The organism is Arthrobacter globiformis, assembly GCF_030815865.1.
Classification (GTDB): Bacteria; Actinomycetota; Actinomycetes; order Actinomycetales; family Micrococcaceae; genus Arthrobacter; species Arthrobacter globiformis_B.
This window is the reverse complement of the sequence record NZ_JAUSXI010000001.1, coordinates 4099343-4122379: the sequence shown is the minus strand read 5'-3', so window position 1 is coordinate 4122379 and position 23037 is coordinate 4099343. Positions and strand designations below refer to the sequence as shown.

The following is a 23037-nucleotide window of genomic DNA, read 5'->3' as shown; positions in this document are numbered from 1 at the left end:
GGCGAAAAGCCGGAGCAAGCGCAGCAAACAAAGGTTCAGTTCAGAGCCGGGTAATCCGACTTGCGAGGATGAGTGAGGAACAGGTGACCGAAACAGCTGCAAGCAGCTCCAAGGGCCGCCCCGCAAAGAAGGCCGCCAAGGCCGGCTTCTTCGCTCGCATAGCACTCTTCATCCGCCAGGTCATTGGCGAACTGAAGAAGGTCGTCGCCCCCACCCGCAAGGAACTGATCAATTACACGCTAGTGGTGCTCGTGTTTGTGGTCATCATGATGGTGATCGTCACTCTGCTGGACCTGGGGTTCGGCACCGCGGTGGGCTGGGTCTTCGGCGGTACAGGCGCCACGGGCCGCTAACGCGATCGGTCCGCAGACTGCGTGGACTCCCGGCCGGAATCGGCTGGAGCTGCGGGGTGTGCGGAATTGAGCCATTTAAATAGGCAATTAGCAATGAGGAAGCAGGAGACCAAGTGTCTGAGCAGGAGCTCGAGGTAACTGAGACTGAGCTGGATGAAACCCAGAACCCCGCGGCTGAGTCCGCTGAGGGCTCTGAGGTTGAGTCTGCTGCGCCCGATTCCAAAGGCGACGCCGAGTACGAAGGCGACGCTGACGCCGAGATCGATACTGACGCCGAGGCCGATACTGACGTCGATGACGCTGACGCCGAGGCCGATACTGACGCCGACGACGAGACCGACGTCGCTGACGCCGAGACCGACGCCGACGCTGACGACGTGACCGGAGAGGACGCCGAGGAAGGCGCCGAAGGGACCGACGTCCTGGCCACCGCTGCCGCGCAGGCCACCGATCCCGCCGAAGAGTTCAAGTCCAAGCTGCGCCGCCAGGAGGGTGACTGGTACGTCATCCACTCCTACGCCGGCTACGAAAACCGCGTCAAGGCCAACCTTGAGACCCGCATCCAGACCCTGGACATGGAAGATTACATCTTCGAAATCCAGGTTCCGATGGAAGAAGTCGTTGAGATCAAGAACGCTCAGCGCAAGGTCATCAACCGCGTCCGCATCCCCGGCTACGTGCTGGTCCGCATGGACCTGACCGACGCCTCCTGGGGCGCCGTTCGCCACACCCCGGGCGTCACCGGCTTCGTAGGCAACGCCCACAACCCCGTGCCGCTGCGCCTCGATGAGGTCTTCTCCATGCTGGCCCCGGTCTTCGAAGAAGAGCAGGCGGAAAAGGGCAAGCCCACCAAGCAGGCTGCCGCCCAGGTCGACGTCGACTTCGAGGTCGGCGAGTCTGTCATCGTCAAGGAAGGCCCGTTCGAGACCCTTCCCGCCACGATCTCCGAGATCAAGGTGGATTCCCAGACCCTCGTGGTGCTGGTGTCCATCTTCGAGCGCGAGACCCCGGTCACGCTGGCCTTCAACCAGGTCACCAAGATCTAACTGATCACCACAGATTTCGCTCCGGAACAGCCCGCTTTAGCAGTTCCGGAACGGCCGACCGCCTCGCCATGGCGGTCAACCACCTGAGGCACGCTCCTGTGTCCCAGGACGCATTTGAGAGAAGGACCCTACATTGGCTCCCAAGAAGAAGGTCACCGGCCTCATCAAGCTGCAGATCCAGGCAGGTGCCGCTAACCCGGCCCCGCCGATCGGTCCCGCGCTTGGCCAGCACGGTGTCAACATCATGGAATTCTGCAAGGCGTACAACGCTGCGACGGAAGCCCAGCGCGGCAACGTTATTCCTGTTGAAATCACGGTCTACGAAGACCGCTCGTTCACGTTCATCACCAAGACCCCGCCGGCTGCAGAGCTCATCAAGAAGGCTGCAGGCGTCGCCAAGGGTTCGGCTACCCCGCACACCGTCAAGGTTGCCAAGCTGACCCAGGCACAGGTCAACGAGATCGCCACCACCAAGATGGAAGACCTCAACGCCACCAGCCTCGAAGGCGCAGCGAAGATCATCGCCGGCACCGCCCGCTCCATGGGTATCACCGTCGAGGGTTAATTCCCTTACCGCTGATGCGGCGCCGGGTCCGGGATACCGGGGACGACGCCGGACAGCACCGCCGGGAAACCGGCACCACTGAAACATTGAAATGCCGCCAGTCCACGCCGGACTAGCGGCTGTGGCAGGGCCCAGCGCGGTCCGCAGACCACAACTGCACAAGGAGAAATAAGCAGCATGGCAAAGCGCAGCAAAGCATACGAGGCAGCCGCAGCCAAGATCGACGCGGAGAAGTTCTACGCGCCGTTCGAGGCAGTGACGCTGGCCAAGGACACCAACCCGTCCAAGTTCGACGCCACCGTTGAGGTTGCCTTCCGCCTGGGTGTTGACCCCCGTAAGGCTGACCAGATGGTCCGCGGTACCGTCAACCTGCCGCACGGCACCGGTAAGACCGCCCGCGTCCTCGTGTTCGCCACGGGCGAGAAGGCCGAAGCAGCAATCGCTGCCGGCGCCGACTTCGTTGGTTCCGATGACCTGATCGAAAAGATCGCCGGCGGCTGGACCGACTTCGACGCAGCCGTTGCCACCCCTGACCTCATGGGCAAGGTTGGCCGCCTCGGTAAGGTCTTGGGTCCGCGTAACCTGATGCCGAACCCGAAGACCGGCACCGTCACCCCCGATGTCACCAAGGCTGTCAACGACATCAAGGGCGGCAAGATCGACTTCCGCGTCGACAAGCACTCCAACCTGCACTTCATCATCGGCAAGGTTTCGTTCGACTCCGTCAAGCTGGCCGAGAACTACGCCGCTGCCCTCGAAGAGGTGCTCCGCCTGAAGCCGTCCGCTTCCAAGGGCCGCTACATCCAGAAGGCAACGGTTGCCACCACGTTCGGTCCCGGCATCTCCGTTGACCCCAACGTCACCAAGGTTCTCATCGAGGCATAAGTCTCGCGAATCTCGGCCGGATATCCGGCCAAAAGCAGAAGGACCGTCCGGCGTTTGCCGGGCGGTCCTTCTGCTTTACGGTGGTCCTTTCGCTGCCGGAAGTGCGACGGCGGGACTCCAGCGGGCTCGCCGGCTCGCTCTCGACGGGGCTCTGTCGGACTCAGGGCGATGCGGCTAGGCTGATCCGGTGACGACGCCCTCCTACCGGATCGAGCCGCTATTGTTGCCTGCGTCGCTTGACGCTCCCGACGCCGCGGACTTCCACGAGTTCAGCGACCTCAGCGACGCTGTGGTGCTGGAGCTTTGGGGCAACCTGGACCGGGCATCGCCCCGCAAGGCCAGGCTGGAAGCGTGGCGCGACGACGACTACGCGAAGCTGCGGCTCTTCTTCGTACGGCTGGACGGCCGCATGGTGGCAAGGTCCTGGGTCAGGCTTACGCAAAAGGAAAACCTCCAGGATGCGTTCCTCAGGGTGGACGTCCTCAACGGGTTCAGCGGCCGGGGCATCGGACGGGCCCTCTTGCGGCACGCAGAGGCACTCGCGGGGGAGGACCGGCGCAGCACCCTGCAGTCCTTCACCGAACACGCGCCCGGGTTCGACCTGGACGGCCCGGGGATCCTGAGGCCCGGAACGGGGACGGGCGGGGTCCCGGCCGCGGCGCGCGGCGTCCGGTTCGCCGTGGCGGCCGGTTACACCCTCGAGCAGGTGACGCGTTTCAGCGCACTGGACATGCCGCCGTCGGGCGGTGTCCTGGACGCATTGGAACGCGAGGCCGCCGGCATTGCCGGGGACCAGTACGAAAGCCTCAGCTGGACGGACCGCTGCCCGGATGAGTACGTGGAACAGATGGCCTTGCTCATGTCCAGGATGAGCACGGACTCCCCGGCAGGTGCGCTGCACTACGACGCCGAGATGTGGGACGCGCAACGCGTCCGGCACGTCGAGGACGAGTGGAAGCGGACGGGCCTGGAGTCGCTGGTGGCAGTGGCCCGGCATAAGGCGAGCGGCGAGCTGGCCGCCTACTCGGTACTGCAGCACTCGGACGAAAAACCATGGCTGGCTGAGCAGGACGACACGCTCGTGGCCAAGGCGCACCGCGGGCACCGGCTGGGGATGCTGGTTAAGGTGCGCAATCTGCGGCGCCTGCAGCAGGACCATCCAGAAGTGGAACGGGTCCTGACATTCAACGCCGCAGAGAATGACCACATGCTGGCTATCAATGTAGCGCTGGGCTTCCGTCCGGCAGGGTACGACGGTGAGTGGCAGCGCCGGCGTTAACCGGCATATGCTGGCGACGGATACACCGCGTGGACTCAAGCCCGCAGCCTTCATGGCAAGCGGCGGAACGGCTGGGGATGATGGCAATAGAGGTGCGGATTGAGCGGTTGTGGATTCCGGACTCAGTGGATGCTGCCGACGCAGCGGACTTCCTCGCCGCGGTGGAGGTGGGGCGCAAGGTCCGGATGGATACCTGGGGGAGTGACGACCTCGCCTACACGCCGCTGGAAAAGCTCCTCGAACTGGAAGACCCGTACGAGCGCCAGGTAATCCTGGTGGCAAAGGTCGGCGACGACATCGTGGGCACTGTGGACATCGCCCTGCCCCTCGCCGACAACCTGGACCTCGCCGAATTCACCCTGGACATCCTCCCCGAGTATCAGCGCCAAGGCGTGGGCAGGCAGTTGCTGGAAGCCGCGGAGCACTTCGCCCGGAACGAGGGCCGCACCATGATCCTGGTGGACACCAACCATCCCGGTGCGTCCCTGCACGAATTCGCGCCCGAGCAGCTGGTGCCTGGATCGGGCCAAGGCTATGTGCCCTTGGGGAGCCGCGAGGTGGACTTCGCCCAGCGCACCGGTTACACGCTGCAGCACATCGAACAGTTCAGCTCGTGCGCGCTGCCGCTGGACAGCAAGCTGGTAGCGGAGCTCGAGGCTGAGGCGCAGGAAGCCAACAACGGCCGCTACCGCCTGCACCACTGGACCGACCGCTGCCCGGAGCGCTGGCTGGAATCGGTGGCAGCCCTCGAAAACCAGGCCGGCGGCGACGCCGGACCCGTGGAGGGGACCGACGACATAGTCTTCGATGCCCGGATCCTGAGGGAAGCCGAGGAAGTCATGATCTCCCAGGGGCGGCGCACGGTGGTGACCGCCGTCGAACACATTGCTACCGAGACGCTCGTGGGGCTGACGACCATCAGCGTCCTGGCGCAGCGGCAGGACGTAGTCTTCCAGGATGACACGGTGGTGCTGCAGGCGCACCGTGGCAACAAGCTCGGCCTGCTCATCAAGGTTGCCAATATGGAGCGCCTTACCGAGCAGTTCCCCGCTGCGCGGGTGATCTACACCTGGAACGCGCCGGAAAACCGGTACCTCCTCACGGTCAACCGCCAGCTTGGGTTCACGACGGCGGGAGTCACTGGAATCTGGCAAAAGGAACTGCCGGACCTTGGACCGAGGAGGAGTTAGGTCGTGGTGGCGGAGGAGCGGCCGATTTGGTAATGCACAGGACCGTCCCCTAAGCTTGAACTACCAAAGACCGTCGGTTGTTGGATTCCCACTCTTTCGAGCTCAGCTCAACTCTGCAGTTGTGTGCGAAAGAGCCAGTGGGTTTCCGGACGAAGGACCCTGAACATAGGGCGGCCGGCGCAGGTGAACGAAGCAAAGTTCCGCTGTTTTGAACAGCGTTGAGCCAAGCCCCGTGCATCTGCGCGGGGCGTTTTTAGTTTTAGCTCACCTGAGCGGGGACCCGGAATACCGGCACTATCCCCGGAAGGAGGGTTATGGCAACGCCTACCAAGGTTTCAGCAGTAGCTGAGATCACTAACGATTTCAAGGAATCGAACGCCGCTGTCCTGACCGAATACCGTGGGCTCACCGTTGCACAGCTCAAGCAGCTGCGTGTTTCTCTCGGCCAGGACACCAAGTTCGCGGTCGTCAAGAACACCCTGACCGCCATTGCAGCCAAGGAAGCTGGTGTCGAAGCATTCGACGGCCAGCTCGCCGGCCCCACTGCAATTGCGTTCATCAAGGGTGACGCAGTTGCAGCTGCCAAGAGCCTGACGGATTTTGCCAAGGCCAACAAGCAGCTGGTCATCAAGACCGGTTACTTCGAGGGCAAGGCACTGAACGCCAGCGAAGTTGCTGCCCTGGCAGCACTCGAGTCCCGCGAGCTGCAGCTCGCCAAGGTTGCAGGCATCCTCAAGGCACCTGCTGCCGCTGCTGCACGCATCATTGACGCACTGCGCCTCAAGCTTGAAGAAGAGAACGGTGCTCCGGCTGAAGCCGAAGCCCCCGCCGCTGAAGAAGCTCCTGCCGCAGAGGCGGACGCAGAAGCAGCTGAGGCTCCGGCCGAAGCCGCAGCCGAAGAGAACTAACTCTCTCCCAAAAAGACTCCGGTGGATCGGAACGGCATCAAGCCCCCGGCCACCTTTACAGGAAGGACGCCACACCATGGCGAAGCTCAGCAACGAAGAGCTCATTGAAGCTTTCAAGGAACTGACCATCATCGAGCTCTCCGAGTTCGTCAAGCTCTTCGAAGAGACCTTCGAAGTTACCGCTGCTGCTGTGGCCGTTGCCGGCCCCGCCGGTGGCGCTGCCGCTGAGGAAGCCGAAGAGAAGACTGAATTCGACGTCATCCTCGAAGCTGCTGGCGACAAGAAGATCGCAGTGATCAAGGAAGTTCGCGCCATCACCTCCCTGGGCCTCAAGGAAGCCAAGGACCTGGTTGACAGCGCTCCCAAGGCTGTTCTCGAAGGCGCCACCAAGGAAGCTGCCGAGAAGGCACAGGCTCAGCTCGAAGAAGCTGGCGCCCGCGTTACCGTCAAGTAACACTGCTTGTTCAGGAATCCCCGTCCACTCCGGTGGGCGGGGATTCCTGCGTTTAACCCAAGTAAGTAGCAGTTGAGGGGGTTCCCAGCGCTGGGAACCCCCTCAAGTGCTACCTAGTTGGGTTCGCTGATGTCCGCGAGCACGGCGCCGAGGGCGGAAACCAGGGCGTCGGCGTCGACGAAGGCGCTGTAGCCGTGCTGGCCCGCGCCCATGGAAATCCGCTTGCCGGCGATGGTCAGGTCCGCATAGACCGGCCATGCCGTGGTGCTGCCCAATGGCGTGATGGTGCCGCGCTCATAGCCGGTGGCCTCCAGGGCCACATCCGCCGCCGGCAGCGAGAGCTTGTTGACGCCCACCAGGCCGCGCAGCTTGGGCCAGGAGATCTGGCGGTCGCCCGGGATAAGGGCGAAGAGGAAGCTGCCATCCTTGTGCTTCACCACGAGGGACTTCACAATGTCCGCCGGGCTGATGCCAAGGATCACGGCCGCCTCCTCGAGGCTGTGGGCGGCCAGCCGTTCGACGAGCTGGACGTCCAGGCCGCGCGCGGCGGCGTCGGCAAGGAAGCGCTCCCTGCCCGCGCCGCCGCCGGGCCGGCCGCCGTCGTCCGTCCCGTTAGCGCCCGACGCCGGAACGGCGCCCGACGCCGGAACGGCGCCCGACGCCGGAGCGGCGTTCATCAGTCGCGGAACAGCAGGAGGGCCTCGCCCTGGCCGCCGCCTCCGCAGAGCGAGACTGCCGCCTTGCCCTGGCCGCGCCGCTTCAGCTCATGCGCCGCGTGGAGCGCCAGCCGCGCACCGGAGGCGCCGATCGGGTGTCCCAGCGCGATGGCACCGCCATGGATGTTGCACTGCTCCAGCGGGTAGTCCAGATCCTTGAGGGACTGCACGGCCACCGAACCGAATGCTTCGTTGATTTCGATGAAGTCCAGATCGGAAGTACTCCAGCCGGCACGGTCCAAAGCTTGCCCGATGGCGTTGGAGGGCTGGGAGTGCAGGGAGTTGTCCGGCCCGGCCACCTGCCCGGGCTTGCCCACAACAGCCAGGTACTCCAGGCCGTTCTCCTCCGCGAACTTGCGCGAGGTCAGGACCAGGGCGGAGGCGCCGTCGGACAGGGGAGAGGAGTTGCCGGCCGTGATGGTGCCGTCAGTGACGAAGGCGGCCCGCAGGCCGGCCAGGGACTCAACCGTGGTGTCCGGCCGGACGCCCTCATCGGTGGAGACCACCAGGGGATCACCCTTGCGCTGCTTGACGCTGATCGGTGAGATCTCGTCGTCGAACACGCCGTTCTTCGAGGCGATCGCTGCGCGCTGGTGTGAATTGGCGGCCACGTTGTCCTGCGCGGTCCGGTCAATGCCCAGCGTAAGGTTCTTGGATTCAGTGGAAAGGCCCATCGACTGGCCGTCGAACGCATCGGTCAGGCCGTCGTGTGCCGCAACGTCAAGCGCCTGGACGGTGCCGTAGTTCCAGCCCTGGCGGGAGCCGGGGAGGACATGGGGCGCCCGCGTCATTGATTCCTGGCCGCCGGCGACGACGACGGTGGCGTCGCCGGCACGGATCATCCGCGCCGCGTCGATCACGGCGGTAAGCCCGGAGAGGCAGACCTTGTTGATGGTCACCGTGGGGACGTTCCAGCCGATGCCCGCGCCGATGGCGCTCTGGCGTGCCGGGTTCTGGCCGGCCCCGGCCTGCAGGACCTGGCCCATGATGACCGCGTCCACCCGGTCGGCTTCCAGCCCGCTGGCCGCGATGGCCGCCTTGATGGCGTGCGCCCCGAGCTCGACGGCGGTGAAGCTCGCGAGCTGGCCGTTCAGCCGGCCCTGCGGGGTGCGCGCGCCGGACAGGATGACAACGTCGCTGTTGTCCGCGGGATTGCTCATGGTTTTCTCTTCCGATCTTTGCCGATGGTTGGCCTAAGGGTATCGTGAGCCCGGTCACCTATCCATACAAACGCTGGGGAGGCGGGGCGCATTCCGGTTAGGTGCCCGTGGCAACGGTGCTTGCATTCTGCTGGCAAGTGGGGTAGACACGCGTGGGGTTTTGCCGTATCGTAGATATTTGCGTCTTCCCTGTTTACCTTCAGCCTTCATATAGCGGTGGGCTTAGCCTGTTAGCTGCTCCATCAATGTGCCGTGAACAACGTCACCAGCATGGGCAGAACCAGGTCCCGGGTCATATAGCGGAACCGGATGGTAGCACTGCGGAGTCAGTTCGCAGGGTGAAAGCGGGGGAGATCTGAAAACGCCTGAAGGTCTGTGGAAGGATCCCTCTTGGTCGCCTCGAGCACCTCTAATAACGAAACCGCTAATACGGCAAGCACCGATGGTGCGACTCGCCGGCTCTCATTCGCAAAGATTCACGAACCTCTTGACGTTCCGAATCTGCTTGCCCTGCAGACGGACAGCTTCGACTGGCTGGTCGGAAATGAACGCTGGCAGGCCCGCGTTGCGAAGGCCGTCGAAGAAGGCGACCTAAGCGTCGCCACCACCTCCGGTCTTTCCGACATCTTCGAAGAGATCTCCCCGATTGAGGACTTCCAGGGCACCATGTCCCTGAGCTTCTCCGATCCGGAGTTCGCTGATCCGAAGTACACCATGGCTGAATGCAAGGACCGGGACGCTACGTACTCGGCACCGCTGTACGTCAAGGCCGAATTCATGAACAACAACACGGGCGAAATCAAGCAGCAGACCGTGTTCATGGGTGACTTCCCGCTGATGACCGAGAAGGGCACCTTCGTCGTCAACGGCACCGAGCGTGTCGTCGTTTCCCAGCTGGTCCGTTCCCCGGGCGCCTACTTCGAGCGCGCCGCTGACAAGACCAGCGACAAGGACATCTTTACCGCAAAGATCATCCCGTCCCGCGGCGCCTGGTTCGAGCTCGAGATCGACAAGCGCGACCAGGTCGGCGTGCGCCTCGACCGCAAGCGCAAGCAGTCGGTCACGGTGCTGCTGAAGGCCCTCGGCTGGACCGAAGGCCAGATCCTCGAGGAGTTCGGCCAGTACGACTCCATGCGTGCCACGCTGGAGAAGGACGCCACCGAAACCCGCGAAGATGCCCTGCTGGACATCTACCGCAAGCTGCGTCCGGGCGAGCCGCCCACAGTCGAGGCTGCCCAGTCCCTGCTGGACAACCTGTACTTCAACTCCAAGCGCTACGATCTGGCCAAGGTTGGCCGTTACAAGATCAACCGCAAGCTTGGCATCGACCGCTCCCTTGGTGACAAGGAAGCTTCGGTCCTGCACGTTGAAGACATCGTCGCCATGATCAAGTTCCTCGTCGCGCTGCACGCCGGCGAGAAGACCCTCATGGGCAAGCGCGATGGCGAAGACCACGAGCTGCGCGTCGAGATCGATGACATCGACCACTTCGGCAACCGCCGCATCCGCGCCGTCGGCGAGCTCATCGAGAACCAGGTCCGCACCGGCCTGTCCCGCATGGAGCGCGTCGTTCGCGAACGCATGACCACGCAGGACGTCGAGGCCATCACGCCGCAGACCCTGATCAACATCCGTCCCGTCGTGGCAGCCATCAAGGAGTTCTTCGGAACCTCCCAGCTGTCCCAGTTCATGGACCAGAACAACCCGCTCTCGGGCCTGACCCACAAGCGCCGCCTGTCGGCGCTGGGCCCGGGCGGTCTGTCCCGTGACCGTGCAGGCATGGAAGTCCGAGACGTTCACCCGTCCCACTACGGACGTATGTGCCCCATCGAAACCCCTGAAGGCCCGAACATTGGTCTGATCGGTTCGCTGGCGTCCTACGGCCGCATCAACCCGTTCGGTTTCATCGAAACGCCGTACCGCCTGGTCAAGGACGGCGTCGTTTCCGACGACGTCCAGTACCTGACGGCCGACGACGAGGCAGAGGTCCTGATCGCACAGGCCAACGCTCCGCTCGACGAGAACAAGAGCTTCGCTGAAGAGACCGTCTTGGTCCGTGCCCGCGGTGGCGGAGGCGAGCCCGTGCTCGTTCCCGCCGGCGAAGTGCAGTTCATGGACGTTTCCCCGCGCCAGATGGTGTCCGTGGCAACCGCCCTGATCCCGTTCCTCGAGCACGACGACGCCAACCGCGCACTCATGGGTGCCAACATGCAGCGCCAGGCTGTGCCGCTGGTCCGTTCCGAGGCCCCGTTCGTGGGCACCGGCATGGAGCGCGCCGCAGCCGTCGACGCCGGTGACGTCACCATCGCCAAGAAGGCCGGTGTGGTTACCGAGGTCTCCGCCGAGCTCGTCATCATGCTCAACGACGACGGCACGGAAACCAACTACCGCATCAACAAGTTCGCCCGCTCCAACCAGGGCAACTGCTACAACAACCGTGTCCTGGTGAACGAAGGCCAGCGCCTGGAAGTTGGCGGCATCATCGCCGACGGCCCGGCAACGGACCAGGGCGAGCTCGCCCTCGGTAAGAACCTCCTCGTGGCATTCATGTCATGGGAAGGCCACAACTTCGAGGACGCCATCATCCTCTCGCAGCGCATCGTTGCCGAGGACGTCCTTTCCTCCATCCACATCGAGGAGCACGAGATCGATGCCCGCGACACCAAGCTTGGTGCCGAGGAAATCACCCGTGACATCCCCAACGTGTCCGAGGAAGTCCTGGCAGGCCTGGACGAGCGCGGCATCATCCACATCGGTGCCGAGGTTGAAGCGGGCGACATCCTGGTCGGAAAGGTCACCCCGAAGGGTGAAACCGAGCTGACCCCGGAAGAGCGCCTGCTCCGTGCCATCTTCGGCGAGAAGTCCCGTGAAGTGCGCGACACGTCCCTGAAGGTTCCGCACGGCGAGTCCGGCACCGTCATCGGCGTCCGCGTCTTCGACCGCGACAACGACGACGAACTGCCCCCGGGCGTCAACCAGCTGGTCCGCGTCTACGTGGCTGCCAAGCGCAAAATCACCGACGGCGACAAGCTCGCCGGCCGTCACGGCAACAAGGGTGTTATCTCCAAGATCCTCCCGATCGAGGACATGCCCTTCCTTGCCGACGGTACCCCCGTTGATATCGTCCTGAACCCGCTGGGTGTTCCGGGCCGTATGAACGTCGGCCAGGTGCTGGAAACGCACCTCGGCTGGGTCGCGAAGACGGGCTGGAAGATCGAAGGCGAGCCGGAGTGGGCCAAGCAGCTGCCGAACCTGCCGCGCGAGAGTGGCCAGACCACTGTTGCAACGCCGGTCTTCGACGGCGCCCGCGAAGAGGAAATCACGGGCCTGCTCGACTCCACCAACCTGACCCGTGATGGTGACCGCCTGATCGACTCCTCGGGCAAGACCCGCCTGTTCGACGGCCGCTCCGGCGAGCCGTTCCCGGATCCGATCTCGGTCGGCTACATGTACATCCTGAAGCTCCACCACCTGGTGGACGACAAGATCCACGCCCGCTCCACCGGCCCGTACTCCATGATCACGCAGCAGCCGCTGGGTGGTAAGGCACAGTTCGGTGGCCAGCGCTTCGGTGAAATGGAAGTGTGGGCGCTCGAAGCTTATGGCGCCGCCTACACGCTCCAGGAACTGCTCACGATCAAGTCCGATGACATTCACGGCCGCGTGAAGGTCTACGAGGCGATCGTCAAGGGCGAGAACATCCCTGAGCCGGGTGTTCCCGAATCCTTCAAGGTGTTGATCAAGGAAATGCAGTCGCTGTGCCTGAACGTGGAAGTGCTTTCCACCGACGGAACCACAATTGAAATGCGTGACTCTGATGACGCAGTCTTCACGGCTGCGGAAGAACTGGGCATCGATCTGTCTCGTGCAGAGCCCAGCTCCGTAGAAGAGGTCTAGCAGGGGTCCCGACGGCGGGTGGTGACCACCCGCAGTCGGCCCCGCGACTCTTCCCGCAACCAAGACTTCAGAATTTAGAGAACAAGAGAGAACAGGGACCATATGTCCAGCGAATCCTCCTTCGGCCTCATGCAGATCGGCCTCGCCACCGCGGAAGACATCCGCGGCTGGTCGTACGGCGAGGTTAAGAAGCCGGAAACCATCAACTACCGCACGCTCAAGCCCGAGAAGGACGGCCTCTTCTGCGAGAAGATCTTCGGCCCGTCCCGTGACTGGGAATGCTACTGCGGCAAGTACAAGCGCGTGCGCTTCAAGGGCATCATCTGTGAGCGGTGTGGCGTCGAGGTCACCCGTGCCAAGGTGCGCCGTGAGCGCATGGGCCACATCGAACTGGCTGCTCCCGTAACCCACATCTGGTACTTCAAGGGTGTTCCGTCCCGTCTGGGCTACCTCCTTGACCTGGCTCCGAAGGACCTCGAAAAGGTCATCTACTTCGCTGCCTACATGATCACCAGCGTCGACGAAGAAAACCGCCACGCGGAACTGCCCAACCTGCAGGTTGAGCATGACGTCGAGAAGAAGCAGCTGATCGACAACCGCGACTCCGACATCGCGACGATCGCCCGCGACCTTGAGAACGAGCTTGCCCGTCTCGAGGGCGAGGGTGCCAAGGCTGCCGACAAGAAGAAGGCACGCGACTCCGCGGACCGCCAGATGGCGAACGTCCGCAAGCGCGCCGACGCCGAGATCGAGCGCCTCGAGCAGGTCTGGGACCGCTTCAAGAACCTGAAGGTCGCTGACCTCGAAGGTGACGAAGGCCTCTACCGCGAACTGCGTGACCGCTACGGCATGTACTTCGAAGGCTCCATGGGTGCCGAAGCCATCAAGAAGCGTCTTGAGAACTTCGACATGCAGGCCGAGTCCGACAACCTGCGCGACATCATCGCCAACGGCAAGGGCCAGCGCAAGACCCGTGCCCTGAAGCGGCTGAAGGTGGTCAACGCGTTCCTGACCACCAACAACAGCCCGCTCGGCATGGTGCTTGACGCTGTCCCGGTCATCCCGCCGGAACTGCGCCCGATGGTCCAGCTGGACGGTGGCCGCTTCGCGACCTCCGACCTCAACGACCTCTACCGCCGCGTGATCAACCGCAACAACCGTCTTAAGCGACTGCTTGACCTGGGTGCTCCGGAGATCATCGTCAACAACGAGAAGCGCATGCTTCAGGAAGCTGTTGACAGCCTCTTCGACAACGGCCGCCGCGGCCGTCCGGTCACCGGACCGGGCAACCGTCCGCTGAAGTCCCTAAGCGACATGCTCAAGGGCAAGCAGGGCCGCTTCCGCCAGAACCTGCTCGGCAAGCGCGTCGACTACTCCGGCCGTTCGGTCATCGTCGTCGGCCCGCAGCTGAAGCTGCACCAGTGTGGCCTGCCCAAGCAGATGGCGCTGGAGCTCTTCAAGCCGTTCGTGATGAAGCGCCTGGTTGACCTCAACCACGCCCAGAACATCAAGTCGGCCAAGCGCATGGTTGAGCGTTACCGCCCGCAGGTCTGGGACGTGCTGGAAGAGATCATCACCGAACACCCGGTGCTGCTCAACCGTGCACCTACCCTGCACCGCCTCGGCATCCAGGCATTCGAGCCGCAGCTTGTTGAAGGCAAGGCCATCCAGCTCCACCCGCTGGTTTGTGGCGCCTTCAACGCCGACTTCGACGGCGACCAGATGGCAGTCCACCTGCCGCTGAGCCCCGAAGCCCAGGCCGAAGCCCGCATCCTGATGCTGTCGTCCAACAACATCCTGAAGCCGTCCGACGGCCGCCCGGTGACCCTGCCTTCGCAGGATATGATCATCGGCCTCTACCACCTGACCACCAAGCGTGTCGGTTCAGCTGGCGAAGGCCGCATCTTCTCCTCGGTCTCGGAAGCCATCATGGCGTTCGATCTGCACGAGCTGCACCTGAACTCCCAGGTCAAGATCCGTCTTGAGGGCTTTGTCCCTTACGCCGGCTGGGAAGCTCCGGAAGGCTGGGAGCCGGGTCAGACCGCTCTCGTGGACACCTCCCTGGGCCAGGTTCTCTTCAACCAGACACTGCCCGAGGACTACCCGTGGGTTGAGGCAGTTGCCGACAAGGGCGAACTGTCCCGCATCGTCAACGACCTCGCCGAGCGCTACCCGAAGGTTGTTACCGCGGCAACGCTGGACAACCTGAAGGATGCCGGTTTCTACTGGGCCACCCGATCAGGTGTCACCGTTGCTATCTCCGACATCGAGGTTCCGGCCGAGAAGCCGGTCATCCTTGCCGGTTACGAGGAGCGCGCTGCCAAGATCCAGGGCCAGTACGACAAGGGCCTGATTGACGACGACGAGCGTCGCCAGGAACTGATCGAGATCTGGAACAAGGCGACCAACGAAATCGCCCAGGTCATGCGTGACAGCCTGTCGCCGATGAACACCATCAACCGCATGGTGTCCTCGGGTGCACGTGGTAACTGGATGCAGGTCCGCCAGATCGCGGGTATCCGTGGCCTCGTGGCCAACCCGAAGGGTGAAATCATCCCGCGTCCGATCAAGTCCTCCTACCGTGAGGGCCTGTCGGTGCTGGAATACTTCATCGCGACGCACGGTGCACGTAAGGGTCTTGCCGACACCGCGCTGCGTACCGCCAACTCGGGTTACCTGACCCGTCGTCTGGTGGACGTCTCGCAGGACGTCATTGTCCGTGAAGAGGACTGCGGCACTGAGCGCGGCCTTGTCACGCCGATCGCCGTGGCTGACGCCAACGGCGAGCTGGCACTGGACGAGAACGTCGAGAACAGCGCCTACGCCCGTACGCTGGCCGTGGACGTCGTTGACTCCAAGGGCAACGTCCTGGCTGCCGGCGGTACCGACTGCGGCGACGTCGTGATCGCTGAGCTGTTCGCAGCCGGCATCACCGAGGTCAAGGTACGCTCCGTGCTCACCTGTGAGTCCAGTGTCGGCACCTGTGCCCTGTGTTACGGCCGTTCGCTGGCAACCGGCAAGACCGTGGACATCGGTGAGGCTGTGGGCATCATCGCCGCTCAGTCCATCGGTGAGCCCGGTACCCAGCTGACCATGCGTACGTTCCACACCGGTGGTGCTGTGTCCGCCAGCGGTGGCGACGACATCACCCAGGGTCTGCCCCGTATCCAGGAGCTCTTCGAAGCGCGTACCCCGAAGGGTGTGGCGCCGATTGCGGAAGCAGCCGGCCGCATCACCATCGAGGAATCCGAGCGCCAGATGCGTCTGGTGATCACTCCGGACGACGGTTCCGAAGAGATCGCCTACCCGGTCCTGCGCCGGTCGCGCCTCCTGATCGAAGACGGCCAGCACGTAACGGTGGGCCAGAAGCTCATCAACGGTCCGGTCGACCCGAAGCAGGTCCTGCGCATCATGGGCCCGCGTGCCGCACAGAAGTTCCTCGTGGACGAAGTGCAGGGCGTGTACCGCAGCCAGGGCATTGGCATCCACGACAAGCACGTGGAGGTCATCGTCCGCCAGATGCTGCGCCGCGTCACGGTCATCGAATCCGGCGACTCCGACCTGCTCCCCGGCGAGCTGGCAGAGCGCAGCCGGTTCGAGGACGCCAACCGCCGTGTTGTATCCGAGGGCAAGACTCCGGCTTCCGGACGTCCCGAGCTCATGGGTATCACCAAGGCGTCGCTGGCCACCGAGTCCTGGCTGTCCGCAGCTTCCTTCCAGGAGACCACCCGCGTCCTGACGCAGGCGGCCATGGAAGGCAAGAGCGATCCGCTGCTCGGCCTCAAGGAGAACGTCATCATCGGTAAGCTGATCCCGGCCGGCACGGGCCTCCCGCGCTACACCGAGATCACGGTGGAACCGACTGAAGAAGCAAAGGCCAACCTGTTCACCGGCCCCAGCGCGTTCAGCGATTTCTCCTACGACACGCTGGGCGGCGACGGAGCTCCTGAGTTCCACGCCATCCCGCTGGATGACTACGACCTCGGAAACGACTTCCGCTAACGGGCACGGCGGGCCCTTTCGTGTCGCGTTCCGCGCCATGTAGGGACCCAGCCGCCCTGCCCTTAGTCGCCAGGCAAACGAAGGACCCTGCACTCACTCAGTGCGGGGTCCTTCCCCTTTTGCGCCCTACACCCGATTAAGGCTCAAGATCAAGCCATGCTAGACTTTGTGTAATTGTTCTGTGTGGCAGTGGATGAAGGCCGCCGCAGCATCATTTCGGTTTTGTTCTCATGATGCTGGGTGGAGCCTGTTTCCGGGTTGCGGGCTACGTGCGCAACGAATGCCGCGCTTTTGCACGCCCACGGGCCCTTTGGGATCCGAAGCCGCAGGGACAACGCCAAAGCTCTCACGCAACACAGGCTCTCGCCTGGCGCGGGGCAGAGATCAACCAACGGAGAACACGAAAGTGCCTACGATTAACCAGCTGGTCCGCAAGGGCCGCACGCCGAAGGTCAAAAAGACCAAGGCACCCGCGCTGAACGGCAGCCCGATGCGCCGCGGTGTTTGCACCCGCGTTTACACCACCACCCCGAAGAAGCCGAACTCGGCTCTGCGTAAGGTTGCACGTGTGCGCCTCAACGGTGGTATCGAAGTTACCGCGTACATCCCCGGTGTTGGCCACAACCTCCAGGAGCACTCCATTGTGCTCGTTCGTGGTGGTCGTGTGAAGGACCTTCCCGGTGTCCGCTACAAGATCGTCCGTGGTGCCCTCGATACCCAGGGTGTGAAGAACCGTAAGCAGGCGCGCAGCCGCTACGGCGCAAAGATGGAGAAGAAGTAATATGCCTCGCAAGGGTCCGGCCCCCAAGCGGCCGCTCGTATCAGATCCCGTCTACGGCTCCCCGCTGGTTACCCAGCTGATCAACAAGGTGCTGGTTGACGGCAAGAAGTCCACCGCCGAGCGCATTGTTTACGGTGCCCTCGAAGGTGCCCGCGCGAAGTCCGGCGGCGACCCCGTTGCAGCCCTCAAGAAGGCCATGGACAACGTCAAGCCTTCCCTCGAGGTCCGCTCCCGCCGTGTCGGTGGCGCCACCTACCAGGTTCCGGTTGAGGTTAAGCCGGGCCGCTCCACCGCTCTCGCGCTGCGTTGGCTGGTCGGCTACTCCAAGGCCCGCCGGGAAAAGACGATGACCGAGCGCCTCCAGAACGAAATCCTGGATGCCTCCAACGGTCTCGGTGCCGCTGTGAAGCGTCGCGAAGACACCCACAAGATGGCCGAGTCCAACAAGGCCTTCGCCCACTACCGCTGGTAAAACTTCCCGTACGCCGCCGGCTCAGACGAGCCGGCGGCGAACGCGTAGTCCATCCGAAAGGGAGACACCGTGGCACAGGACGTGCTTACAGACCTTAGTAAGGTCCGCAACATCGGCATCATGGCCCACATCGATGCCGGCAAGACCACCACCACCGAGCGCATTCTGTTCTACACAGGTGTGAACCACAAGATTGGCGAAACGCACGACGGCGCTTCGACCACCGACTGGATGGAACAGGAAAAGGAACGCGGCATCACCATCACGTCTGCCGCCGTGACCTGCTTCTGGGAAAACAACCAGATCAACATCATTGACACCCCGGGCCACGTGGACTTCACGGTTGAGGTTGAGCGCTCCCTGCGCGTCCTCGACGGTGCAGTCGCCGTCTTCGATGGCAAGGAAGGCGTTGAGCCGCAGTCTGAAACCGTTTGGCGCCAGGCTGACAAGTACAACGTTCCGCGCATCTGCTTCGTCAACAAGATGGACAAGCTGGGCGCTGACTTCTACTTCACCGTGGACACCATCATCAGCCGCCTCGGTGCCAAGCCGCTGGTTATGCAGCTGCCGATCGGTGCCGAGAACGACTTCATCGGCGTCGTCGACCTGCTGTACATGCGTGCGCTCGTATGGCCTGGCGATGCCAAGGGCGACGTCACCATGGGCGCCAAGTACGAAATCCGCGAGATCCCGGAAGACCTCAAGGCCAAGGCCGAGGAATACCGCGCAAACCTCGTGGAAGCCGTCGCAGAGGCCTCCGAGGAACTCATGGAGAAGTACCTCGAAGGTGAAGAAATCACCATCGATGAGCTCAAGGCCGGCATCCGCAAGATGACGATCAACTCCGAGATCTACCCGGTGTTCTGTGGTTCCGCGTTCAAGAATCGTGGCGTTCAGCCGATGCTCGATGCTGTTGTCGACTACCTGCCGAACCCGCTCGACGTCCCGCCGATGATCGGTCACGATCCCCGCGACGAAGAGAAGGAACTGACCCGCAAGCCTTCTTCCGAAGAGCCGTTCTCTGCACTGGCGTTCAAGATCGCCGCGCACCCGTTCTTCGGCCAGCTCACCTTCATCCGCGTGTACTCCGGTCACGTGGAAGCAGGCGCGCAGGTGGTTAACTCCACCAAGGGCAAGAAGGAGCGCATCGGCAAGCTGTTCCAGATGCACGCCAACAAGGAAATGCCGGTCGACGGCGCTACCGCGGGCCACATCTACGCAGCCATCGGTCTGAAGGACACCACCACGGGCGACACCCTGTGCGACTCCAGCAACCAGATCGTCCTGGAGTCCATGAGCTTCCCGGAGCCCGTGATCTCGGTTGCCATCGAGCCGAACACCAAGGGTGACCAGGAGAAGCTCTCCACGGCCATCCAGAAGCTCTCCGCTGAGGACCCGACCTTCCAGGTCTCCCTCAACGAAGACACCGGCCAGACCATCATCGCCGGCATGGGCGAACTTCACCTGGACATCCTGGTGGACCGCATGCGCCGCGAATTCAAGGTCGAGGCTAACGTTGGCAAGCCGCAGGTTGCTTACCGCGAAACCATCAAGCGTGCTGTAGAGCGTCACGACTACACCCACAAGAAGCAGACCGGTGGTTCCGGCCAGTTCGCAAAGATCCAGATTGCGATCGAGCCGATGGACACCTCCGAAGGCGAGCTGTACGAGTTCGAGAACAAGGTCACTGGTGGCCGCGTTCCCCGCGAGTACATCCCCTCGGTTGACGCCGGTATCCAGGATGCACTGAACGACGGCGTCCTGGCCGGTTACCCGGTTGTCGGCATCAAGGCCACGCTGATTGACGGCGCCTACCACGATGTTGACTCCTCGGAAATGGCGTTCAAGATCGCCGGCCGTATGGCTTTCAAGGAAGCCGCACGCAAGGCGAACCCTGTTCTGCTCGAACCGCTGATGGATGTCGAGGTCCGCACCCCTGAGGAATACATGGGTGAAGTTATCGGTGACCTCAACTCCCGCCGTGGCCAGATGCAGTCCATGGAGGATGCCCAGGGCGTCAAGGTTGTCCGCGCACACGTACCGCTGTCCGGCATGTTCGGCTACATCGGTGACCTGCGTTCAAAGACCCAGGGCCGCGCTGTGTACTCCATGACGTTCAACAGCTACGCCGAGGTTCCGAAGGCAGTTGCCGACGAGATCATCCAGAAGTCCCGCGGCGAGTAGTCCTTAGGACTGTCCACGCGACAAGCTGCGAAAAACCGGGTGCGTTTCCTCTGCGGAACACACCTAGTGCGGATGGCCGGAACACTGGTTCCGTCCTGGTTCCGGCCAACAGCACGAACAGGCTTCAGGCACTAGTATTAGTTCCTGAATCTGAAATTTCACCAATCCAAAGCCCCCCAAGTAGACTTACTGGAGTTTCTGCCGCGATAAGCGCGGTTGAAGGTAAGCCATTTGAAAAACGTTCTAGGAGGAACCTGTGGCAAAGGCAAAGTTCGAGCGGACTAAGCCGCACGTTAACATCGGTACCATTGGTCACGTTGACCACGGTAAGACGACGTTGACGGCCGCCATTTCCAAGGTGCTGTACGACAAGTACCCGACTCTCAACGAGAAGCGTGACTTCGCGTCGATCGACTCTGCTCCGGAAGAGCGTCAGCGCGGCATTACCATCAACATCTCCCACGTTGAGTACCAGACCGAGAAGCGCCACTACGCACACGTAGACGCTCCGGGTCACGCTGACTACATCAAGAACATGATCACCGGTGCTGCTCAGATGGACGGCGCGATCCTCGTGGTTGCCGCTACTGACGGCCCGATGGCTCAGACCCGCGAGCACGTTCTGCTCGCCCGCCAGGTTGGTGTTCCCTACCTGCTGGTCGCGCTGAACAAGGCAGACATGGTTGACGACGAGGAACTCCTCGACCTCGTTGAAATGGAAGTTCGTGAGCTCCTGAGCTCGCAGGGCTTCGATGGCGACGAAGCACCGGTCGTCCGCGTTTCCGGCCTGAAGGCCCTGGAAGGCGACCCGGAGTGGGTCAAGTCCGTTGAGGACCTGATGGCTGCTGTCGACGAGTCCGTTCCGGACCCCGTACGTGACCGTGACAAGCCGTTCCTGATGCCGATCGAGGACGTCTTCACCATCACCGGTCGTGGCACCGTTGTGACGGGCCGCGCCGAGCGCGGTACCCTCGCCATCAACTCTGAGGTCGAGATCGTCGGTATCCGCCCGGTCCAGAAGACCACGGTTACCGGTATCGAGATGTTCCACAAGCAGCTCGACGAAGCATGGGCCGGCGAGAACTGTGGCCTCCTGCTCCGCGGTCTGAAGCGCGACGACGTCGAGCGTGGCCAGGTTGTCGTCAAGCCGGGTTCCATCACCCCGCACACCGACTTCGAGGCCAACGTCTACATCCTCTCCAAGGACGAAGGCGGACGTCACAACCCGTTCTACTCGAACTACCGCCCGCAGTTCTACTTCCGTACCACGGACGTAACCGGCGTTATCACCCTGCCGGAAGGCACGGAAATGGTTATGCCTGGCGACAACACTGAGATGACCGTTGCGCTCATCCAGCCGATCGCTATGGAAGAGGGCCTCGGCTTCGCTATCCGTGAAGGCGGCCGCACCGTTGGTTCGGGACGTGTCACCAAGATCAACAAGTAATTCTTGCTGATTGCGGATCGAAGGGCCGGCTAACGGTCTGACGTGATGTTCGAAAACAGCCCCGCTGCTACTCGCAGCGGGGCTGTTTTTGTATCTGCAGTTCCCTCCGCTGGGCAGCGGGCCGGCCTGATAGGGTTAGTGCTCGCGACAGATTCGTGGCAAAGAGGGAGCATCATGGGTTGGCTTATTTTCCTGCTGGTGGTTGCCGCCGTGGTGGTGGGCATCGTTTGGACGAAGAAGCACTTCCGCAACGAGATTGAACGCGCCAAGCGGATCAACCGGGCCAACAAGAACCAGTAGCCCCGGGCAGAAAGCAGTAGCCCTTGGGGCGCCTGGACGCTCACAATAGCGCTCGGCAACGGGTGCCGCGGTCGGCAGAGGATACAACTCAGGGCCCGATTCGCTTCCTCGGACAAATTCCGGCATACTAGTTGAGTTGTTCAAGCGCTTCTTCGTGTCCCGATCCGGATAATGCCGGGTGCCAGGGTCCAGGTTGAAGCCCAAACATAACCCACCCCCCAAGGAAATGCGGGCTCGTGCGTCATGCACAGCGCGACACGCCCGACCGCGGGGGTCGGTTACGTCGGCAGGTTGAGGAACCCGGATTCATCCGGATTCAGCTTGTGCGGCGGGTGGTAGTTACGACTTCAAATGCTTCGGCAGCCACATGCAACACGCAAGTAAACAGAGCAGCACTTACTGAAAGAGAGTCAGGCGACATGGCGGGACAAAAAATCCGCATCCGGCTGAAGTCATACGACCACGAGGTCATTGACGTTTCAGCACGGAAGATCGTTGAGACGGTCACGCGCGCAGGCGCAACGGTAGTCGGCCCCGTGCCGCTGCCCACGGAGAAGAACGTGTACTGCGTTATCCGCTCTCCCCACAAGTACAAGGACAGCCGCGAGCACTTTGAAATGCGCACGCACAAGCGTCTGATCGACATCATCGACCCCACGCCCAAGGCTGTTGACTCGCTCATGCGTCTCGACCTGCCGGCCGACGTGAACATCGAAATCAAGCTGTAGGGAGGTGCTGAGAGACTATGACCGCAACCCGTAACGTAAAGGGCCTGCTGGGCACGAAGCTCGGCATGACCCAGGTCTGGGACGAGAACAACAAGCTCATCCCCGTCACTGTTGTCCAGGCTGACTCGAACGTCATCACCCAGCTGCGCAACGCAGAAGTTGATGGCTACGTCGCCGTTCAGATCGGCTACGGCCAGATCGATCCCCGCAAGGTCACCAAGCCGCTGGCTGGTCACTTTGAAAAGGCAGGCGTCACGCCTCGCCGTCACGTCGTCGAACTCCGTACCGCAGATGCTGCTGAGTACGAGCTGGGCCAGGAGCTCTCTGTAGAGGTCTTCGAAGCCGGCCAGAAGATCGACGTCGTAGGCACCACCAAGGGTAAGGGCTTCGCCGGTGTTATGAAGCGTCACGGCTTCCACGGCGTTGGAGCTTCCCACGGTGCCCACAAGAACCACCGTAAGCCCGGTTCTATCGGTGGCGCATCCACCCCGAGCCGCGTCTTCAAGGGCATGAAAATGGCCGGCCGCATGGGCGCCGTTCGTCACACCACGCTGAACCTCACTGTTCACGCGGTTGACGTCGAGAAGTCGCTGCTCCTGATCAAGGGTGCCGTCCCCGGCGCCCGCGGCCAGGTCGTACTCGTACGCACCGCCGTGAAGGGAGCCTAGTT

The 23037-nt window shown here is 62.7% G+C and carries 19 protein-coding genes; 17 read left to right on the top strand and 2 right to left on the bottom strand.

The window, feature by feature from the left end:
• Positions 1 to 68 precede the first annotated feature (68 nt).
• The 8 genes from secE (at position 69) to rplL (ending at position 6680) form a co-directional block, all read left to right on the top strand.
• Positions 69 to 353, top strand: a complete 285-nt coding sequence (secE, locus tag QFZ33_RS19170) for a preprotein translocase subunit SecE (protein ID WP_307030018.1) — start codon at positions 69 to 71, stop codon at positions 351 to 353.
• Positions 354 to 466: 113 nt separating this feature from the next.
• Positions 467 to 1399, top strand: coding sequence for a transcription termination/antitermination protein NusG (gene nusG / locus QFZ33_RS19165; RefSeq protein WP_307030016.1), 933 nt, complete (start codon positions 467 to 469; stop codon positions 1397 to 1399).
• A gap of 133 nt (positions 1400 to 1532) precedes the next feature.
• Positions 1533 to 1964, top strand: coding sequence for a 50S ribosomal protein L11 (gene rplK, locus QFZ33_RS19160; protein WP_018773647.1), 432 nt, complete (start codon positions 1533 to 1535; stop codon positions 1962 to 1964).
• 177 nt (positions 1965 to 2141) lie between these two features.
• Positions 2142 to 2849 (top strand): 50S ribosomal protein L1, encoded by a 708-nt coding sequence (gene rplA / locus QFZ33_RS19155; protein WP_111905184.1) that lies wholly within the window; start codon positions 2142 to 2144, stop codon positions 2847 to 2849.
• A gap of 187 nt (positions 2850 to 3036) precedes the next feature.
• Entirely contained in the window at positions 3037 to 4128 is a 1092-nt protein-coding gene (locus QFZ33_RS19150; RefSeq protein WP_307030013.1) for a GNAT family N-acetyltransferase, read from the top strand.
• Positions 4129 to 4208: 80 nt separating this feature from the next.
• Positions 4209 to 5318, top strand: coding sequence for a GNAT family N-acetyltransferase (locus QFZ33_RS19145; protein ID WP_214858582.1), 1110 nt, complete (start codon positions 4209 to 4211; stop codon positions 5316 to 5318).
• A gap of 314 nt (positions 5319 to 5632) precedes the next feature.
• Positions 5633 to 6226 (top strand): 50S ribosomal protein L10, encoded by a 594-nt coding sequence (gene rplJ / locus QFZ33_RS19140; protein ID WP_307030011.1) that lies wholly within the window; start codon positions 5633 to 5635, stop codon positions 6224 to 6226.
• 76 nt (positions 6227 to 6302) lie between these two features.
• Complete coding sequence (rplL, locus tag QFZ33_RS19135; protein WP_307030009.1) at positions 6303 to 6680, top strand: 50S ribosomal protein L7/L12; 378 nt, start codon at positions 6303 to 6305, stop codon at positions 6678 to 6680.
• A gap of 113 nt (positions 6681 to 6793) precedes the next feature.
• Here the strand turns inward: rplL and QFZ33_RS19130 are convergent, their stop codons facing one another.
• Both QFZ33_RS19130 and QFZ33_RS19125 read right to left on the bottom strand, forming a co-directional pair.
• Positions 6794 to 7357, bottom strand: coding sequence for an aminoacyl-tRNA deacylase (locus QFZ33_RS19130; RefSeq protein WP_307030007.1), 564 nt, complete (start codon positions 7355 to 7357; stop codon positions 6794 to 6796).
• Positions 7357 to 8556 (bottom strand): acetyl-CoA C-acetyltransferase, encoded by a 1200-nt coding sequence (locus QFZ33_RS19125; protein ID WP_307030005.1) that lies wholly within the window; start codon positions 8554 to 8556, stop codon positions 7357 to 7359. The genes QFZ33_RS19130 and QFZ33_RS19125 overlap by 1 nt, the downstream gene beginning before the upstream one ends.
• A gap of 390 nt (positions 8557 to 8946) precedes the next feature.
• On the opposite strand from QFZ33_RS19125, the gene rpoB reads away from it, so the two are divergent.
• From rpoB to rplC, 9 genes are all read left to right on the top strand, one after another.
• Complete coding sequence (rpoB, locus tag QFZ33_RS19120) at positions 8947 to 12453, top strand: DNA-directed RNA polymerase subunit beta (RefSeq protein ID WP_307030003.1); 3507 nt, start codon at positions 8947 to 8949, stop codon at positions 12451 to 12453.
• A 102-nt stretch (positions 12454 to 12555) separates the two neighbouring features.
• Positions 12556 to 16455: a DNA-directed RNA polymerase subunit beta' gene (locus QFZ33_RS19115; RefSeq protein ID WP_307030002.1), complete on the top strand. Its 3900-nt coding sequence runs from the start codon at positions 12556 to 12558 to the stop codon at positions 16453 to 16455.
• Positions 16456 to 16861: 406 nt separating this feature from the next.
• Positions 16862 to 17236 carry a 30S ribosomal protein S12 gene (rpsL, locus tag QFZ33_RS19110; protein WP_018773658.1) on the top strand — a complete coding sequence of 125 codons (375 nt, stop codon included), beginning with the start codon at positions 16862 to 16864 and terminating at the stop codon, positions 17234 to 17236.
• Between the two features lies 1 nt (position 17237).
• Entirely contained in the window at positions 17238 to 17708 is a 471-nt protein-coding gene (rpsG, locus tag QFZ33_RS19105) for a 30S ribosomal protein S7 (protein WP_003803829.1), read from the top strand.
• Positions 17709 to 17777: 69 nt separating this feature from the next.
• Positions 17778 to 19892, top strand: coding sequence for an elongation factor G (fusA, locus tag QFZ33_RS19100; RefSeq protein WP_307030000.1), 2115 nt, complete (start codon positions 17778 to 17780; stop codon positions 19890 to 19892).
• A gap of 256 nt (positions 19893 to 20148) precedes the next feature.
• Positions 20149 to 21339, top strand: coding sequence for an elongation factor Tu (gene tuf / locus QFZ33_RS19095; protein WP_102973690.1), 1191 nt, complete (start codon positions 20149 to 20151; stop codon positions 21337 to 21339).
• Between the two features lie 174 nt (positions 21340 to 21513).
• A complete protein-coding gene (locus QFZ33_RS19090) occupies positions 21514 to 21639 on the top strand; it encodes a hypothetical protein (protein WP_307029998.1) in 126 nt (41 codons plus the stop codon).
• Between the two features lie 419 nt (positions 21640 to 22058).
• The gene (rpsJ, locus tag QFZ33_RS19085; protein ID WP_003803825.1) at positions 22059 to 22367 is read left to right on the top strand and encodes a 30S ribosomal protein S10; all 309 of its coding nucleotides are present in this window, start codon (positions 22059 to 22061) and stop codon (positions 22365 to 22367) included.
• A gap of 17 nt (positions 22368 to 22384) precedes the next feature.
• Positions 22385 to 23035, top strand: a complete 651-nt coding sequence (gene rplC, locus QFZ33_RS19080) for a 50S ribosomal protein L3 (protein WP_102973689.1) — start codon at positions 22385 to 22387, stop codon at positions 23033 to 23035.
• The last annotated feature ends 2 nt before the right edge of the window (positions 23036 to 23037 follow it).